Raw genomic sequence first — 18,339 nt, forward strand, 5'->3', positions numbered from 1 at the left:
GGGTTGTTTTTTAGTTTAGCAATGAAACAGGAGAGGAGCGATCGCACCTCTGCCAATACACTAGGAAATGCGATCGCCTCACCCTATTTATTTAATTGATACCAATTGATTAACTGGCGCAACCCCAGCTAAATCTAAAATTGGGGCTATCAAATCTTCTCGCTTCACCGCCATCATATGGACACCTTGACACAATTGCCGTGCTAACTGAACTTGCTCTGCTGCAATTTTCATTCCTTCTTCAAGCGGGTCTTTTGCTTGTGCCAATCTATCAATAATATGTTCGGGTATATTTACACCTGGAACGCATCTATTAATAAATTGAGCATTTTTTGCCGATTTCAACAGAAAAATTCCTGCCAAAATTGGTTTTTTATAGCCAGCAGCAATTTTATCCATGAACTTTTCTAGCCTTTCAAAATCTGTAATTAATTGACTTTGAAAAAACTGCGCCCCCGCTTCGATTTTGCGTTCAAATCGACTTTGCAAACCTGACCAACTCGCACATTGCGGATCGACTGCTGCACCGACAAATAAATCTAATGCGCCATCAGTCAATGGTTTCTCGTTGCAGTCAAAACCCTGATTCATTTTCCGAATTAGTTGCAGCAGCCGCACAGCTTCTAAATCAAAAACGGCTTTGGCTTCTGGGTGATCGCCTGCTTTTACTGGGTCGCCAGTCAAAGCTAAAATGTTGCGAATACCCAAGGCATGAGCGCCCATCAAGTCAGCTTGTAAACTAATGCGGTTGCGATCGCGGCAAGCAATTTGACAAACTGGTTCAATCCCGTTTTGCAATAAAATCGCCGACGCTACTAAAGAAGACATCCTCAGCACAGCTCGGCTACCATCGGTAATATTGACGGCATGAACCCTCCCCTTAAGGGTCGCCGCCATTTGGAGCATGTGTTGTGGATTACCGCCTTTTGGTGGTGCAACCTCGGCGGTAACTAAAAATTCACCCGCTTGCGCGGCTCTGCGAAAGGAATTTAAGACGGTGTGGCTATGGTTATCGTCCATAACATTAATATGTTGGTTCTCTTACAGGGTATAACGAACCACACCTGAAAGAGAAACCCTCACAGAGGGACAGAGTAACCCAAAGCTGCTTTTACTTGTGCGAGAGTTTGGTTGGCGATCGCTTCGGCTTTTACCCTGCCGTCACGCAATACAGACTCTAAATAACTTTTATCCTCTGTGATTGCTTGATATTTTTCTTGGATTGGTTTTAAAGCTGCGATCGTTGTTTCTGTCAATAATGGCTTGAATTGTCCCCAACCCATATCCTGACACTCCGCCGCCACCTCTTCTTTCGTCTTTCCAGACAGCAGCGTATACAGTGTTAACAAGTTGTTACACTCTGGGCGCTCTGGATCGTCGAAAATCAGACCTCGAACTGGGTCGGTTTTACAGCGCTTAATCTTGTATTGAATTTGATCCGGTGGATCTAGCAAATTAATTCTGCTTAAGTCGGAAGGATCGGACTTGGACATTTTGCGCGTACCATCCGCCAAACTCATCACCCTTGCTCCTTCTTTGCGGATTAAAGGGTCTGGTAATTTCAGCACTGGTCGATCTGGTTTAGCAAATAAATGGTTAAACCGCGCAGCAATATCTCGTGTAAGTTCCAAATGTTGCTTTTGGTCTTCACCTACTGGTACTTTATCTGCTTGGTAAAGCAAAATATCAGATGCCATCAATACAGGGTAATCTAATAAACCTGCACTCACATTTTCTCCCTGCTTGACAGCCTTTTCCTTGAACTGGATCATGTCTTGCAGCCAGTTTAGAGGTGTGATGCAGTTGAGCAACCAGGTGAGTTCACTGTGGGCAGAAACGTGCGATTGCACAAAGATAGTGGAGTGAGTTAAATCTAGACCACAAGCTAAATAGAGTGCAACTAGGGTGTAGGTATCAGATGCCAACTGTTTTGGCTCGTGTGGTACTGTTATTGCGTGTAAATCAGCCACGAAAAGGTAATTTTCGTATTCGCTTTGACCTTCTACCCAGTTGCGAATCGCTCCCAAATAGTTGCCTAGATGATAATTGCCCGTTGGTTGAACTCCAGAAAGAACACGCTGCTTGCCCATAAATTTCAATTTAGTTATCTCAAATCCGCACTATGTAAAGTGGCGGCCATAAAACTCATTTAATTTTGACATTTTCCAGGACAACTCGCTGTCCGGGAATGAGACATTTGGTAATTAACATCTCTCTATCCTCTCCAAAAAAATTTATACACCTTCATTTACAGAAATAGACAAAATTTAAGCTCTTGTTAGAGACAGTAGCAGTACTCTGAGAATATTAATTAACTTCCACTCCGGGGTGTCTGCTTATGAAAGCTTTACTACTCTGGCCCATAATGCCCAATTCTTTCTGGTCTTACCAGGAAACTCTTGATTTGGCAGGTTTACACGCTACAAATCCGCCTTTAGGTTTAATTACAGTCGCGGCAATGCTGCCAAGTGATTGGGAAGTAAGATTGATAGATCGCAATGTCCGTTTGGAAACAGATGAAGACTGGGATTGGTGCGATTTGGTAATCATCTCTGCAATGATTATCCAAAAAGAAGATTTCCGTAAATTAATTCAAAAAGGGGTTGAATTAGGTAAAAAGGTAGCAGTCGGCGGCCCTTTCCCCACATCAGTACCGGAATTTGCCACAGAAGCAGGAGCTGCTTATCTAATATTAGATGAGGGAGAATGCACTGTCCCCATGTTTTTGGAAGCTTTGGCACGAGGAGAAGAACGAGGAATTTTTCGTGCTACTGAAAAACCGGATGTCACCCAAACTCCTATACCTCGATTTGACTTGTTAGATTTAGATGCATACATGGCTGTGACGGTACAGTTTTCACGGGGATGTCCATTTCAGTGTGAATTTTGTGACATCATCAACTTGTTTGGTCGCAAGCCACGGACGAAAACACCCGAACAGATGCTAGCGGAATTGGAAGTACTGTATCAAATGGGCTGGTATCGCTATGTGTTTATCGTTGATGACAACTTTATTGGCAATAAGCGTAATGCCAAAGTCTTACTACGAGAACTTATTCCGTGGATGGAAGCACGCAACTATCCTTTCCCGTTACTCACAGAAGCTTCGCTAAATTTGGCAGAAGATGATGAATTAATCGAATTGATGGTGAAAGCTGGTTTCGCTTTGGTATTTATGGGCATTGAAACACCAGACGTTGAAAGCTTAGCAGGAATTCACAAAGAACAGAATACCCGTCAGTCTTTGATGGAATCATGCCACAAAATTACACGAGCGGGATTACAAATTATGTCCGGCTTTATCATTGGCTTTGACAATGAACGTACTGGTGCAGGGAAACGCATTCAGGAGTTTATTGAAGAAACGGGTATTCCGCAAGCGCATTTGAGTTTGTTGCAAGCATTGCACAATACAGCGATGTGGACTCGCCTCAAGCAAGAAGACCGCTTGCATGAAGGTTTAGCAACAGTTTATCAAGGTTCGTTGATGAACTTTAAACCGACTCGACCTGTAGAAGAAATCGTGGCGGAATATATTGATTGTTTCTGGAATCTTTATGAGCCGCTACCTTACTTGAAGCGGACTTTTCGCCATTTTAAGATGATGAATGGTCAGCGTCCTAAAATCAAACGTCGATTTACGTGGCATGAAATGCGCTTGTTTCCGGTAGTTTGCTGGCGACAAGGTGTAGTTCGCACTACGCGTTTGCTGTTTTGGTGGCAATTAATTGCGATCGCACTACAAAAACCCAGTTTATTTTACGACTATTTTGTGGCTTTGAGTTTAGGCGAACACTTTTTCAGTTTCCGTCATCAGGTGAAAGCACAACTAGAAGCACAGCTGGAAGTATTACAAAAACACAAGCAAACACAGGAGCAAGAAAGTTATCAGCTAGAGCCTGTTAGTTGATGTTTAGGGGGGTGAGGGAGACGCGGGGACGCGGGGACGCGGGGACAAAGAGAATAACTACTGACCATTGTACAGACGCGATTGATCGCGTCTCTGCTGACTATTGTACAGACGCGATTAATCGCGTCTCTTTTCAATTCGCCCTTTCCCACAGGCGTTGAATTTCCGTAAGTGTCTGAGCGTTAGGTGGTGGTAAAGTTTGGACAGTGGGTTTTACTTCCGCACCAGGAATATTTTGATTCCACGGACTTCTAGGCACAGCTTTTAAATCAACAGCATTATTTACCGGGCGGAAGCCATACTGAACTAGTACTGCTTGTTGTTCTGGTTGTATCAGGAAATCAACAAACTTTCTTGCAGCATTTGCAGTACCACTATCCACATCTCGACGCACAATTGCTGCTGTGGCGGTAGATTCAATTGAGGGGTTTAAATAATAGATTTGATAAGGTTTTCCTTGATTAGCTGTTGATTGTTGCCAACGATAAAGGGCAATACTTTCATATACTGTCGCCACATCAGCATCGTTAACTCCTCTGGTAATAAATTCTTGCAGAAGAGTATCTGTAGACCGGGGTGGCTGATAGACTGATTTCTTAATCAAACTAAATAGCGACTGTATAGATGAATCGTTGAAACTATTGGTGTCAACTGTTCCACCTAATTTTGATTGTGTCCACAAGTTTAATGTCACTTGACCGCTGTTTGAGCGGGTGGGGTCTGTGGTGACAAAATCAAAGCTACCCCAGTTATTAGAACCGCCAATTTTTTCCCAATTCCTTGCTTGCATTGCTTGTTCGACTCTTTGCCATTGAAAGCGTCCATCTGGGAAGAGGACTTTCCCGCGTTCGGGCCAAGCAATACCGACTAGTATGGTTTTTGCTATGGGTCGGGGAGAATCATAAAAAGGATCGGTGTTGTTCGTAGCGCGGAGGCGATCGCTTAATTCTGTTAAAATTTCACCATTGGCTGGAATTAACACCGTTGGTTTAAAATCATCTTTGCGATCGATAAACTGATTAACTATATCCTGGGAGCCTTGAAACTTTAGCTCTAACTTAATATTAGGATTTTCTTGCTCAAATTTTGTTTCTAACTGTTGTAGAGGTTCTTGTAATTCTGTACCGCTGACAACTACTATAGTTTTTTGTAAACCCGGAATAGGGACATAGGTCAAACCTAATGCGGCTAAGATGATTGCAACCGAGGTGGTATAACGCCGAGATTTTGAATTTATCTTTACCATAGATTTTTGTTGGCGGGTGGCTAGAAAAATTTTAGTAATTCAATTATTTACGAACTAGCAAATCAATATTTTCTTGTAAGCTGCTAAGTTCATCACTGAGTAATTGCAACTGATTAATTTGGTCTGAGTCAGTTAAATCTGAAGTATGTAGCTTATTTTGTAATCGCTGCAATACACCAGCAGAATCTTGAATTTGGGTAGAAATGCTAACAATTTGTGCTATACGAGTATCTTGACCTTCTTGGGCTAGTTGAATATTACGCTTGAGACTATCTGCTAGTTGGCTGAGGTGTTGCTTTGCTATACCAGAACTAGAACGATGTTTTTGTTGAACTTCTGCAAGTTGCTGTTGCAGTTCGCTAATTGAAAGAAGTGAATTACTTCCTTGTAAACGCCATGCCAGATTGTCAATTTTAGCTGGAAGTTCCAGAGCGCGATCGCAACTCATTTGTACTGCTGCTAAAAGTTCCATTTGGAAAGAGTCATTTAACAGCTTTTTTACCTCTAAACGCAGTTCATTTGACTTATTTACTAAAGCTAAAGCCGATGTTTTCACCGATGTTATTTCCCGTTCTAACTCAGGATTATTTAATTCCAAATGTTTAGGCTCGCGTGATTTTAAAAAACTAGACCCAGCAACAGCAATACCCGCCGCAACAGGTAACATAATTTGACTGGGCAATTGGGCAATACGCACACCGACGATGAGACTGATTCCTCCAGCTAACACTGCTAAAGGGTAATACAATGGGTTTGCTAGTTTCATAATTCGTAATTAAGAAGATAGATTTCTTCAAAAAATTTGGGTTTAAAATTCTACTTGTAAATCTGCCATGAGGCGCGAAATTGTTTCGGGATCGCCTTTAGAATAGTAACCACCATTCGATTCAGCAATTGTCTTCAATGCCTTAGGATTAAACTCACCTTCCTTACCGTAGCCAACGGTGAAAAAGCTAATGCGCTGATCGGTAGAAAAGCCGCTTTTTTTCAGTTCTTCAGAAAGTTGGTTTAAATTAATTTTAGACTCAGAATCCTCCCCATCCGTTAATATCAAAACGGCGTTAATTGCATCTTTGCGGAGATTTTGCTGTAGCCAGTTGCGAGCGTAAAGAGCAGCATCATATAATTTTGTACCGCCTTCAACAGCAAGGCTACTAATAAATTGCAAACCGCGATCGCGTCCTTGTGGTGTACCATCTACTAACACTGGCGGTCGAATTGCTGAATCAAAATCAATCAAAGCAATTTGCTCTTTTGGCCCCAAATTTTTGACGTAGTTTTGCAGAGTATTCTGCACCGCTGGTAACTTGTTACCCGACATTGAACCTGAAGAATCTACAACTACCACCACCAAAGATGGTTTTTTAGCAACTTCCTGCCAAGATTTCAACATCGCTTCTACAACTTCTGGTTTGGGTGGTCGTAAAGAGTCGTACTTTGCTTGGGAATTCACCCCAAATTCAGCAGTAAACTTTGGCCCCAAAGCTACACCTGGGGTTCCCGGTCGCAAACCTAAATCTGTAGCAATTTTTTGAGTTTGTGGCGATCGCAAATAAATGATAAATTTTTCCGCAGCTGCCCTTTCATCGGCACTGACCCAAGGTGCTTTCGGCACAATTGCCCGCATATTAGAGGTAAATGTTACTTTGGGATAAACAGCTTCATACCGTTCTTGTCCTGGTTGTAACCCAGAATTAGCAGCGATCGTGCTAGACTCATATACCGACCCTACAGAAGCCCAAAACGGGCCATTTTTAACCATTGCTTGAGCGAGAGAATTAGTAGAAACACCATAACGGGTAATCTTGCTTTGAATTTGCTGAATTTGCGGCTGAAACTTTTGGACATCAGCAACTGTCAGTTCTTCAGGACGCTTACTCGATACACTGGCGTATTGAGCTACCAAAGTTTGTAACCCCGAATTAGAACGAGTCGGCGCAGCGTGAACGTAGTGAACTACTGTTGGCGGCCCAGATGCATCGATATCGCGGTGGGTCTTTGCAGTCACTAAAGCTTTGTAAGGATCAGCAACTTTTCGCAGTCCTTCAGCTACATCCCGCTGTGCCATAAACACCATTGGCGTACTCGCCACAAGTTCTGAGTCCGTAATTTGCGGAATATAATTTTGCCCTGGATATACTTGGTTAATGCGGTAAATTAGCTGACTGTGATATATATCCCCATCCAGGGAAATGATTGTGGGAAAGTCTACCGCATCAGCTTGCAAAGTCCCATTCTTCAGTTGAGTTGCTAAAGAAACTACTTTAGTGACAATATCACCGCTACCCTGTGCTTCGCAGCTCGCCTGAAAAGCCGTACCATTGTCTAGCTTGGGTTGTGTAGCATTAAAGTTTGTTGCAGCTTGGTTACAAAAGTCTCCCAAAGCACTGCCTACTAAAACCTTAACTTTTAAACCCGTAAAATTATTTGCTGAGTTGGAAGTACCGTTACAAGCTGTTAATAATAGGACACTAAAGACTGCCGCAAGCCGCGGAATTAATAAAAAATCTTTGAAAATCATGCATTTATCCAAAAAAGGATGTTGTTGAATAGGTTATGAATTAAGCAAAAGTTGGGATGGAAAGAAATGTCCACTAGTGGAGTAACAACCAAATTAAAGGTTATAGCATCTTTAATAACATTGATATTTTCATCCTTACTGAGGATTAACAATCTTTTTCTATTACAGCTGCTGCGGCTGATAGTCTTCTGTGCTAAATTGCCACATCATAGCGGTTTCCTAAGTTTTACTCAGTAAATTTGCCATCTCCATATGCTATTTGCACCATCTCATACCAATTCGTAATTCGTAATTCGTAATTCGTAATTAAGAAAGTCCCATTTAGTCTGGGTTTCTGGGTTTGGATCTGTATCATTATTTTTGGGAAATGGTATCAGCCCAAAAAACAGCACAGCCAGCAGACAGAGTAAAAAATTGCGTCAGACAATTTTGGATTTTCGATTTTGGATTTTCGATTAGTTCCACGGATAAATCCGGGGGCTTGTACCATCAAGGAATGATTGGTCATTGGCGTTGCATAGTTGCGGGATGATTTAGCAACTTCTAAAATTCTCCCCCTGCTTCCCCTGCATCCCCTGCCTCCCCTGCTTACCCCAATTCATCCCACTGTTATGCAACGCCTGGTCATTACTCTTAGGACTTACGCAGTGATACGAAAAATCAAGGTTTTGGACAAGGGGTGTGAAAGTGTAAGTAAGCAAAACCCTGACACCCCTGTACCCTTCCTTACCCGTGTAAGAAATATTTGCTTGCGTCGAGTTGTTGAGAATAGTGAAAGCAACCAGCGATTAAGGCGACTTGCTGGTTTTGAATAACACAATTACATTAGTATTCATCATACTTTAAAGCGATCGCACTACCATTACCAAAGTGCGATCGCTTTCGTTCTTAGGAAAGTTATTAAATCCTCGCTTATAGTCGCATGAGATTTTTTGAAACGAGGTATTTTATTTTTTTAAATCATTTTCATGAAAAGGATTCAATTGCTTCTGCCTCACTGTCATAAGTCTCAAAAACTGTTATGAGTTGAGTTATCATCAAAATATCCTGAACTTTAGAAGGAAGATTTATTAATTTAAGCTTGCCATCTTGGTTACTTGTTGTAGTATAACTTGATACCAGTTCACCAACTCCACTAGAATCTATTGTAGTAACTCCGCTTAAATTGAGTACAATCTTTTTAGCCCCACCATTAAGGGCGTTTCTAACTGCCTCGCGAAGTTCTACAGAACCTTCTCCAATGGTCACTCTGCCTTTTACATCCAAAATAGTCACATCATTCACAGTTCTTTGTTCTACCGACATATTTATGTCCTTCTTTTGCCCAATGAAAAATTATTAAAAATTAGTCCAGCAAAAAGCAAGGACAGTTAAGACAGTTAAGGAATTTAATAAAAATTTTATACTTTCCGATCGCCCCTACCGCACCTGTAGCATCCACAGGAAGTGCAACAATCCAATTTTTCAGTACACAATACTCAAATAAACTCAGTAAAAAAGTAAGAAAAGCACTGTGTTTTTTAAAATACTTTGTTTACTCAGCTAACAAGTCGTAAATTAATAGCTGAGTACATTGAGGAAAAATCATGAAATTAGATAAGTAAGTCGGTGAAAATAAACCTAGCTATGTAACAGAATGTAAAATCGATATAACCCTTGCGATTGCTTCATTCCACTTCGTTCCATTCGCAATGACATAGCGTGAATTATTTCAGCCGTTCTACTTACTCAAAGCTTACACCCAATCTCAACAGACAACCTTTGTGCGTAAGTCCTGACTCTATCTAACTGGCTATATTTTGCTGTGCTTTTAGTGATTTACTTTTCTGGTGGCAAATCTACGCTGTAAACAGTTTTTCCTGCCAAGTTACGCAGTGTTACCGTCATTACCTTTGTATAACTATTAATTTTGACTGTACCAAAGAATTGCAAACCTTCACTTGGCGGTCGATTTGCTTTCGTACCTGGAGGTAAACTTTGAAATACTAGTTGCGGGCCAAAGGTATTTTCTAATTGGTTTGGCCCAAACGTGCCAGAGTTGAGAGGCCCGGCAACAAACTCCCAGAAAGGCTTGAAATCGGTAAACTGCGCTTTAGCAGGATCGTAATAGTGGGCTGCTGCGTAATGTACATCAGCAGTCAACCAAACAACATTCTGGATATTCTTGTTTTTGATAAATCTGAGTAAATCTGTAAGTTCTAATTCTCTTCCTAAAGCCGGGCCGTCTTTATTAGCCCAAGCTTCAAAGTTAGTGCTGCCATCTGGAACTATCAGTCCCAAGGGCATATCACTGGCAATTACTTTCCATGTCGCTTTCGATGACAGCAGTTGTCTTTTCAGCCATTGCACTTGTTTTCTGCTCAAAAATTCCGTTTCTTTGCTTGGTACAGGCTGATTATTGGGGGTGTTTGGCCCGCGATAGGTGCGCTCATCAAGCATGAAAATATCTAATAATGAACCATACGCAAAGGAGCGATAAATTCTGGTCTTATCTGGATTATTGGTTGTATAACTAATAGGCACATATTCTAAAAACGCTTGCCTTGCCCTTTCTGCCAGCAAGTTAACATCCTTGACTGTATAGCGGTCATCATTCTGGATAATTTGTCCAGGATACCAGTTATTTCTTGTTTCGTGGTCGTCCCACTGTGCCAATATGGGAACTTCAGCATTAAAACGTTTGACATTTTCATCCAGCAAATTGTAGATGTAGTTACCACGAAATTCTTTGAGAGTTTCTGCTACTTTCGATTTCTCTGGTGTAGTAATATTTTTCCAAATAGTGCCGTCGTCCAGAGTTACTTGTGATTGAATGGGGCCATCAGCATAAATATTGTCGCCAGAATGGATGAAAAAGTCGGGATGAAGTTGGCGCATGGTTTCGTAAATTTTCATGCCACCGAAATCGGGATTAATACCCCATCCTTGACCGGCAGTGTCTCCACCCCAAACAAAGAATATATCTTGCCCAGATATAGGAGGAGTTCGGAAAGTACCTTTTACAGGAGCGCTATAGATATTTTTATAATCTAAATCTTGAAAAATTACCCGATAAAATATTTTTTGATTTGGTGGTAAATTCTTAAGATTAAGTCTGGCTGTAAAGTCGCTATTTTCTAAAGCATTTGATCCGAAAACACGCTGCACATTGCGAAAAGATTCATTGGTAGAATATTCTACTAACATTTTGGCAGGGCGATCGCTGCGACTCCAAATGATAACATTATCGTTGGTAATGTCTCCACAGGCTACGCCATAAGGTATGCCAGGACGCATTTTATCGGAGGTGATAATTGCAGGTGCTTGGGCAAAAACTTGTGATTTGGATATAAGATTTGTGGAAATAATTCCACCTGTTGTGATAGCTGAACGTAGCAAAAACTGACGACGGTTTAGCTTCAATGGTGAATTGGATTCCATACTTATTTATGATAAGCTCAAACAAAAAATATTACAGAATAGGTGTTTACCATATTTCCCAATGGCAATAAGTAAAGCTTGAGTTATCAAAAAATTAATAAAAGATTATACTCAGCAGGTCGGCATGAATCTTTATTATTAAGGCAAGGCAGAAGGCAGAAGTTAAGAGGGTTTTAGTTAACTTTACTTTTCATTACTTAGTTCTGTTGATTTGCGCTTTTCTACTTAATTTAAATTTGAGGTCACACCTTTAATGCTATTCCAACACAACTTGGATTTTACAGAAATTTGCCAGTAAACCGTCCAAGACAGGTTGTCAACAAGTTAGCGCTAAATCTTAAAACCCTCTTTCCTCCTGCCCTCTGCCTCCTGCCTTCTGCTTTTTTTGATGATAAATATTTCACGCTGACATACTTAGTTGCCTTCTTATGCTACATTACTAAAGCTTGGAGTCGGGAAACTCCGGTGAAATTCCGGGACTGTGCCGCAGCTGTAAGGAAAAGCCAAAAGGTAAAAAATCAGATTAACTTTTGACTTTCCAAGTCAGAATGCCAACTCCAGCAGTGTCTTCAAGACACACTTATTATCTACTCTCTGCGTTGCACGGAGAAGGAGTTTCAGTTTTGCTGTCTGGTAACGCCTGTCCTGGTTTGTTTTACGTCACACCTGCTCAAGATGGTATATTGTCTCGCATCAGAATACCAGGCGGGATGCTTAATAGTACACAATGCCGTGCGATCGCAGATATCGCTGAACAGTATGGTGGTAGCTATATCGATGTGACTAATCGAGCCAACCTACAAGTCCGCGAAATTCGTACCCAGATAAATCCTGCCGTCCTGAAGCACCTCCAAGATATAGGCTTGGGTTCTCGTACTTCAGATGTAGACCACATCCGCAATATTATGACCAGCCCTACTGCTGGGATAGATCCTCAAGAATTAATCGATACCCGTCCCTTTGTCGAAAGTTGGGATAATTACATCGCCACACATCCTACCCTGTCAGGACTGCCTGCAAAATTTAGCGTTTGCTTTGATGGTGGTGGATTAGTATCAGTGTGCGATCGCCTGAATGATATCACCTTTGCTGCTGTCTTAGTTAACGCTAAAGTTTACTTCCGCCTCTATCTCAGTGTCGGTACGAAGGGCGAACCACCCAGCGATATGGGAATTTTCTTAGCACCAGAGGAATGTTTGCCAGTTTTGGCAGCTTTGGCGAATCTCTATCTAAATCATATTGATACTACTAGTAGGCGTAAACCGCGTTTGAGAGAGTTACTAAATTGTTTGGGTTGTGAAAGTTATCTTCAGGAAGTAGAGGCAAGGCTGCCTTTTCCTTTTTTCCGCAGTGAAATAAGAGAAAACCTAACCCCCCAACCCCCTTCCCTACGAGGGAAGGAGGAATTTTTGCCTATCTTGGCAGGTGAGGGATTAGAGGTGAGATCGGATACCGAGTATCAACACATCGGTATTCATCCCCAGCGTCAGTTAGGTTTATTTTATATAGGTATCGTGTTGCCCCTTGGACGCTTGGAGAGTAAGCAATTGCAGGGTTTAGCTGATTTGGCAGAAAGCTACGGTAGCGGCATCAGGTTAACTCCTTGGCAGAATTTGCTTTTAACTAATATTCCCCAGCAATGGGTTAATGATGTCCAGAGGAAACTTGCATTCTTAGGATTAGATTCTTCAGACAGCAACATCAAGAGTGCATTAGTTGCCTGTTCCGGTAAGCGGGGTTGTGCTGCTGCTGCTACGGATACCAAGAGTCATGCATTGGCTTTAGCACAGTATCTTGAAACTCGTGTCAATTTAGATTGCCCTGTTAATATCCACTTCAGCGGTTGTGACAAATCTTGCGCCCAGCATAGCAAAAGTGATATTGCCCTGCTCGGTGTCAGTCTGGAAACAGAAAATGGAACTGTGGAGGGCTATCAGGTTTATGTTGGTGATGGTGACAGTAACCATAAATTTGGTCGCGAACTCTACAGATATGTCAGCTTTGCCGAACTGCCTGCACTGTTAGAGCAGATACTAAACGTATATCAAGAACAACGAAAAAGCTCTAATGAGTCCTTTGGAGAATTTGCCAATCGATATGCGTTGGCGCAGTCCGCCGCAGGCATCGCCCAACTAAAGCAGTTATTTTCTCAAAAGACAGCAAACAAGCCTCATACTTTTAATTTGGATCAGAATCATCACCTCCTGCCTTCTTAGGCATAGAAAAGTATTTTTCCAGTCCCCATTATCCCTTATCCCCAGAGGCGACCCTGAGTCCCCCAATCCCCAATGCCCGACTACATCCGAGATGCCAGTGAAATATATCGCAATTCCTTTGCCATCATCAGGTCAGAAGCAAACTTAGATGTACTGCCGCCAGATGTCGCAAAAGTTGCTGTACGCCTTATCCATGCCTGTGGAATGACGGATATTGTCAATGACTTGGGATATTCACCAACAGCGGTGCAATCGGGACGGGCAGCACTAGCAGCAGGAGCACCTATTCTTTGCGATTGCCGGATGGTTGCCGAAGGTGTCACCAGGAAGCGGTTGCCAGTAAACAACCAAGCGATCTGCACTCTGAATTATCCAGAAGTGCCACAAATGGCTAAAAGTCTTGGGACTACAAGGTCAGCAGCAGCATTGGAATTATGGCGATCGCACCTCGAAGGAGCAGTAGTAGCAATTGGTAATGCACCTACGGCACTATTCCGGCTGTTGGAAATGCTCGATGAAGGATGTCCTAAGCCTGCGGTGATTTTGGGCTTTCCGGTGGGATTCGTCGGTGCAGCAGAGTCCAAGGCAGCACTGGCAGCAGACAGCAGAAATGTACCATTTTTAACATTACATGGTCGGCGTGGTGGAAGTGCGATCGCCGCAGCAGCAGTTAACGCCTTGGCAACGGAGGAAGAATGAATATGCAAACCAAAGGTCGTTTATATGGAATTGGTGTAGGGCCAGGCGATCCAGAATTATTGACCTTGAAAGCATTGCGGCTTTTGCGTGCTGCACCTGTGGTCGCCTATCAATCAGCCACAGACAAAGAAAGTATAGCGCGGGCGATCGTCGCCCAATATCTGACTGGCAATCAAATCGAGGTAAAGTTTCATCTCCCCCGTGCCTTAGAGCCAGAAAAGGCACAGTTCATTTACGACAAGGAAGTTGAACCAATTGCCGAACATCTTGCCGCAGGTCGGGATGTAGTAGTGCTGTGTGAGGGCGACCCGTTTTTTTACGGCTCGTTCATGTATGTTTTCACACGTTTATCTGAGCATTACGAAACAGAAGTTGTCCCCGGAGTTTCCTCACTGATGGCTTGTCCGGTAGCCTTGGGCGTACCGTTCACCTACTACAACGATATTCTTACCGTCTTACCTGCTCCAATGCCAGCAGAAGAACTAACCACACAACTGCTGACAACCGATGCAGCAGCGATTATGAAGCTAGGTCGTCATTTTACGAAAGTGCGGGATATCCTGCATCAATTAGGTTTGGCATCACGGGCATTGTATATTGAGCGGGCAACGATGTCACAGCAAAGGATTGTACCTTTGGATGAGGTTAATCCAGCAGAAGTGCCCTATTTTGCGATGATTGTCATACCCAGTAAGAATCGACTGTAAAATCTTTGTACAAATTTACGGTTTGATGAGAGCAGTTGCTGTTGAACTCAATTTTCATAGTAAAAATATATAGTAAATATGTACTATATGTTTATAGTTCTTGACTATAATACTATTTGTATATGCAAATTTTAAATTTGCTAGGATAGTGAGTTTAATTTGATTTGCGGGTCTGAGCTATGATCGATTGTCTCAATGCGGCTCGCTACTTCATAGTGAGAGCTTACGAAGATGGAATAGAAGCTGAAATGACTAACATGAAGGTTCAAAAGCTTCTTTACTATTCACAAAGCTTGCATTTAGCATTATATGATGAGCCATTGTTTGATGAAATAATCCAAGCATGGCGATATGGCCCTGTGTGTCCTCCTGCTTACAAGTTTTATAGTGAATTTGAAGCTAAACAGTTACCCATACCCAGTCAAGAATTCTTGTTACAGATTCCTAATGAGGAGAAAAAGCTTTTAGAAGAAATTTGGAGATATTTTGGTGGCTACCATGCTTACCGACTCAGTGATATGACTCATGTTGAGTTTCCTTGGAAGAAAGCTCGCAAGGGTTTGCCCAGTCACGCAAGTTCAACTGAAACAATTCTGCTTGAGGATATGAAGGCATTGGGTTATCAGAAGCTCGATCTCATAGAGCGCGATCATCCCGCGTATGAATCCGTCATGTCCAAAATAATAGAAGATGCTTGTAATACAGAATCTTCAAATCGCATTGGCAAAGGAGAGGTGCGTGACTGGCTTGACTCCCTTCTCGATTGAAAAATCTGATAATTTCAAGCGTTCTTTCAAAAAACTTGCAAAGTTTCATGGATCTGGTTTTGTTGAGCTTGTCGCGCAAATTCTGGAAGATTTGATTGAAGACTAGTATCCCAATAACTCTCGTAGTGAACCTTTGCCTGGAAAGATTCATTTACCTGAAGAATGGACTTTTCACAAGTTAGAACTTAGAGTATCCAAAGGGGCTTCGGGACAAATCAGGTTGATGTATTTGGTTAATGCAACTACTTGCACAATCAGATTGGTTTGGATTTATAGTCACGAGCAGTTTACAAAACGCCCTGCTGATGCAGATCTGAAGAGTCTTATTAAAGAAATCTTAGATTGCTAGTGCGCGGTCAACACTTCGTTGCAGCAGGTGGTTGATTTTAACGTCAGCGGTGCGTTATTTATCTGTGGTTTCATTAAAAGGCTATCAACTTTTGCAAGATATCTATTAAACAAGAACTCTTATGATGACGAAGACTGCACCCGCTGTTGTGGTACTGGGTGAAAATAGTGTGGCAGTAGCACGCAAAATGATGAGCGTTTTGCCAGGAGCTACATTATACGGTTTGGCGGGTCGCACGTCTGAGGTTGATGTCAGCTTCACGAGTTTCGGTGAGACACTGCGAGAATTATTTGCTGAAGGAACACCATTAATTGGTATTTGTGCTGCTGGTATTTTGATTAGAACGCTAGCTCCTATGCTCTCAGATAAACGCCAAGAACCGCCAGTGTTAGCTGTGGCTGAGGATGGTAGCGCTGTTGTTCCCCTTTTGGGCGGACTCAATGGAGTCAATGATTTGGCACGTCGGATTGCCGAAGCACTCAATGTTAAAGCTGCAATTACGACTACAGGCGATATCCGTTTTCGTACAGCACTTTTGTCTCCTCCCCCTGGATATAATTTAGCTAACCCAGACAATGCCAAGACATTTATCTCGGATTTATTAGCTGGGGCGCAAGTGAAGTTAGAAGGAACAGCACCCTGGTTGAGTAATAGTCAACTGCCAATTGACCCCAATGGAGATTTGACTATTCAGATTACAGAACGCTTGGTGACTCCTGCACCTAACCGCTTAGTCTACCATCCAGCAACTGTAGCGATCGCCATCAATCACATTGTTGATATTGCTTCTGTGCAGCAGTTACTCGCTGATGCCAAACTTGCACCCGCATCAGTAGCCGGGATATTTGCACCACTCACCGCCGCTACCAATCCAGCAATTCACGCCGTTGCTAGCACCTTCGGAGTGCCTGTTCGCTTATTTACCTCAAATCAGTTAGAAAGCTTATTATCACAAGGTTATAGCCCCGCTCAAGCAGCAGCGATCGCTGCCACAGGTACATCTGCTCAACCAATTACCCCCTCATCTTCCCAAATTGCGATCGCCATCGCTCCCAAACCAATCAACCCTAGCACCATAGGTCAGCCACGCGGACATTTGGCAATTGTAGGCACGGGGCCGGGTGCATCGCAGTGGATGTCTCCAGAGGTGAGGGAGATTCTGAAGTCAGCGACTGATTTAGTGGGGTATAAAACATACTTAGATTTAGTCGGTTCTCTTGCTGATGGCAAGCGCAGGCATGAATCTGACAATAGGGAAGAAATTGCACGGGCAAAAGTAGCGCTGGATTTAGCAGCCCAAGGGCGTTATGTAGCGGTAGTTTCTTCTGGCGACCCCGGTATCTATGCAATGGCAACAGCAGTTTTCGAGGTATTAGATTATTACAACAAACCGGAATGGGACAGTATCGATATTCATGTTGCACCAGGGATTTCTGCAATGCAAGCTGCGGCGGCGACGATTGGCGCACCTTTGGGGCATGACTTCTGCGCGATTTCCCTCTCTGATATTTTGAAGCCTTGGTCAATTATCGAACAACGAATTGCGGCGGCTGCTCAAGCTGATTTTGTCATTGCTTTTTACAATCCTGTTTCCAAAGAACGCACTTGGCAACTAGCCCAAGCTAGAGATATTTTACTGCGGTATAGATCGCCTGATACTCCGGTGGTGCTAGCACGGAATCTCGGTAGACCTGGGCAAGCGGTTAAAGTAATTACTCTTGAGGAGTTAATGCCAGCTGTTGCGGATATGCGGACGGTTATTCTTGTTGGTTCGACGCAAACTCGCACTATTCAGCGCAGCAATGGTAGTATTTCTGTCTATACTCCCCGTCGATACACGGAAGATAAAGAGATATAGGGGATTATTGAGCGTTTGAGGGTGACAGTTGCGGCTTTGATCCTCGAAGTTGCGGCTTTGAGGGTGACGGTTGCGGCTTTAATCCTCAAAATTGCGGCTTTAAGGGTGAAAGTTGAGCTTTTGAGGGTGACGGTTGCGGCTTTAAGGGTGAACGTTGAGCCTTTGATGCTGGAAGTTGCGCCTTTAAGGCTGAGGGTTGAGGTTCAAAAACTCAAACTTGAGGTTTAAAATTTAAAACAAGTATGCGTTCGCACTATGGTTCAGTTTATTTTGGACATGAGTGGGCGATGTCTACGACGGGCTACGCCTACGCGCTTTGCTAATTAGCATGAGAATCGAACCACAGAGACGCAAAGGACACAGAGGAAGAGATTAAAAGGGAGCGATCGCTATTTGAAGTTAAAATTTGTAAGCGATCGCTATTCCCCTGCTTGTTGTTTGAGTAAATTGACCAAACTATCCGATAACCACAAACCAGCGTCACGCAAAGCTTGAATACCAGGAGATACAGCACTTCCCGTTGTTATGAGGTACAGTTAGTAAGAAGAAAAATAATATCTTTTCATGAAAGCATATTCAATCGATCTCCGAGAAAAAATAGTTGCAGCACATATTCAGGAGAAAATATCAATTCGTCAAGTGGCAA

The 18,339-nt window shown here is 42.7% G+C and carries 14 protein-coding genes and 1 riboswitch; of the genes, 7 read left to right on the forward strand and 7 right to left on the reverse strand.

Features of this window, described 5'->3' with window-relative positions:
* Window positions 1-87: 87 nt before the first annotated feature.
* Together RMY31_RS33030 and trpS are read right to left on the reverse strand one after the other, a co-directional pair.
* Window positions 88-1,020 (reverse strand): methylenetetrahydrofolate reductase, encoded by a 933-nt coding sequence (locus RMY31_RS33030; RefSeq protein WP_322666680.1) that lies wholly within the window; start codon window positions 1,018-1,020, stop codon window positions 88-90.
* Window positions 1,021-1,079: 59 nt separating this feature from the next.
* The gene (gene trpS / locus RMY31_RS33035) at window positions 1,080-2,090 is read right to left on the reverse strand and encodes a tryptophan--tRNA ligase (RefSeq protein WP_322666682.1); all 1,011 of its coding nucleotides are present in this window, start codon (window positions 2,088-2,090) and stop codon (window positions 1,080-1,082) included.
* 248 nt (window positions 2,091-2,338) lie between these two features.
* Between trpS and RMY31_RS33040 the strand changes: the two genes are divergently transcribed.
* A complete protein-coding gene (locus RMY31_RS33040) occupies window positions 2,339-3,910 on the forward strand; it encodes a B12-binding domain-containing radical SAM protein (RefSeq protein ID WP_322666683.1) in 1,572 nt (523 codons plus the stop codon).
* 133 nt (window positions 3,911-4,043) lie between these two features.
* On the opposite strand, the gene RMY31_RS33045 is transcribed toward RMY31_RS33040, so the two are convergent.
* The 5 genes from RMY31_RS33045 to RMY31_RS33065 all read right to left on the reverse strand — a co-directional run bounded on the left by RMY31_RS33045 (window position 4,044) and on the right by RMY31_RS33065 (window position 11,097).
* Window positions 4,044-5,156, reverse strand: coding sequence for a substrate-binding domain-containing protein (locus tag RMY31_RS33045; RefSeq protein WP_322666686.1), 1,113 nt, complete (start codon window positions 5,154-5,156; stop codon window positions 4,044-4,046).
* 43 nt (window positions 5,157-5,199) lie between these two features.
* Window positions 5,200-5,922, reverse strand: a complete 723-nt coding sequence (locus RMY31_RS33050; protein ID WP_322666687.1) for a hypothetical protein — start codon at window positions 5,920-5,922, stop codon at window positions 5,200-5,202.
* A gap of 42 nt (window positions 5,923-5,964) precedes the next feature.
* Window positions 5,965-7,677: a VWA domain-containing protein gene (locus RMY31_RS33055; RefSeq protein WP_322666690.1), complete on the reverse strand. Its 1,713-nt coding sequence runs from the start codon at window positions 7,675-7,677 to the stop codon at window positions 5,965-5,967.
* Between the two features lie 966 nt (window positions 7,678-8,643).
* Entirely contained in the window at window positions 8,644-8,982 is a 339-nt protein-coding gene (locus tag RMY31_RS33060) for an STAS domain-containing protein (protein ID WP_322666692.1), read from the reverse strand.
* Between the two features lie 513 nt (window positions 8,983-9,495).
* On the reverse strand, window positions 9,496-11,097 hold the full coding sequence (locus RMY31_RS33065) for an alkaline phosphatase D family protein (RefSeq protein WP_322666693.1): 1,602 nt from the start codon (window positions 11,095-11,097) through the stop codon (window positions 9,496-9,498).
* Between the two features lie 432 nt (window positions 11,098-11,529).
* Window positions 11,530-11,672: riboswitch (cobalamin riboswitch) on the forward strand.
* On the opposite strand from RMY31_RS33065, the gene cobG reads away from it, so the two are divergent.
* From cobG to RMY31_RS33095, 6 genes are all read left to right on the forward strand, one after another.
* Window positions 11,646-13,313, forward strand: a complete 1,668-nt coding sequence (cobG, locus tag RMY31_RS33070) for a precorrin-3B synthase (RefSeq protein WP_322666703.1) — start codon at window positions 11,646-11,648, stop codon at window positions 13,311-13,313. (Overlaps the previous riboswitch by 27 nt.)
* Window positions 13,314-13,385: 72 nt before the next feature.
* Window positions 13,386-14,012, forward strand: coding sequence for a precorrin-8X methylmutase (locus RMY31_RS33075; RefSeq protein WP_322666695.1), 627 nt, complete (start codon window positions 13,386-13,388; stop codon window positions 14,010-14,012).
* A 2-nt stretch (window positions 14,013-14,014) separates the two neighbouring features.
* On the forward strand, window positions 14,015-14,719 hold the full coding sequence (locus tag RMY31_RS33080; protein ID WP_322666704.1) for a precorrin-2 C(20)-methyltransferase: 705 nt from the start codon (window positions 14,015-14,017) through the stop codon (window positions 14,717-14,719).
* A gap of 179 nt (window positions 14,720-14,898) precedes the next feature.
* On the forward strand, window positions 14,899-15,486 hold the full coding sequence (locus tag RMY31_RS33085) for a Panacea domain-containing protein (RefSeq protein WP_322666698.1): 588 nt from the start codon (window positions 14,899-14,901) through the stop codon (window positions 15,484-15,486).
* 470 nt (window positions 15,487-15,956) lie between these two features.
* Entirely contained in the window at window positions 15,957-17,693 is a 1,737-nt protein-coding gene (gene cobJ / locus RMY31_RS33090; protein ID WP_322666700.1) for a precorrin-3B C(17)-methyltransferase, read from the forward strand.
* A gap of 21 nt (window positions 17,694-17,714) precedes the next feature.
* Window positions 17,715-17,921 carry a hypothetical protein gene (locus tag RMY31_RS33095; protein ID WP_322666702.1) on the forward strand — a complete coding sequence of 69 codons (207 nt, stop codon included), beginning with the start codon at window positions 17,715-17,717 and terminating at the stop codon, window positions 17,919-17,921.
* Window positions 17,922-18,339 lie beyond the last annotated feature (418 nt).

This window comes from Dendronalium sp. ChiSLP03b (genome assembly GCF_034531165.2).
Classification (GTDB): Bacteria; Cyanobacteriota; Cyanobacteriia; order Cyanobacteriales; family Nostocaceae; genus Dendronalium; species Dendronalium minutum.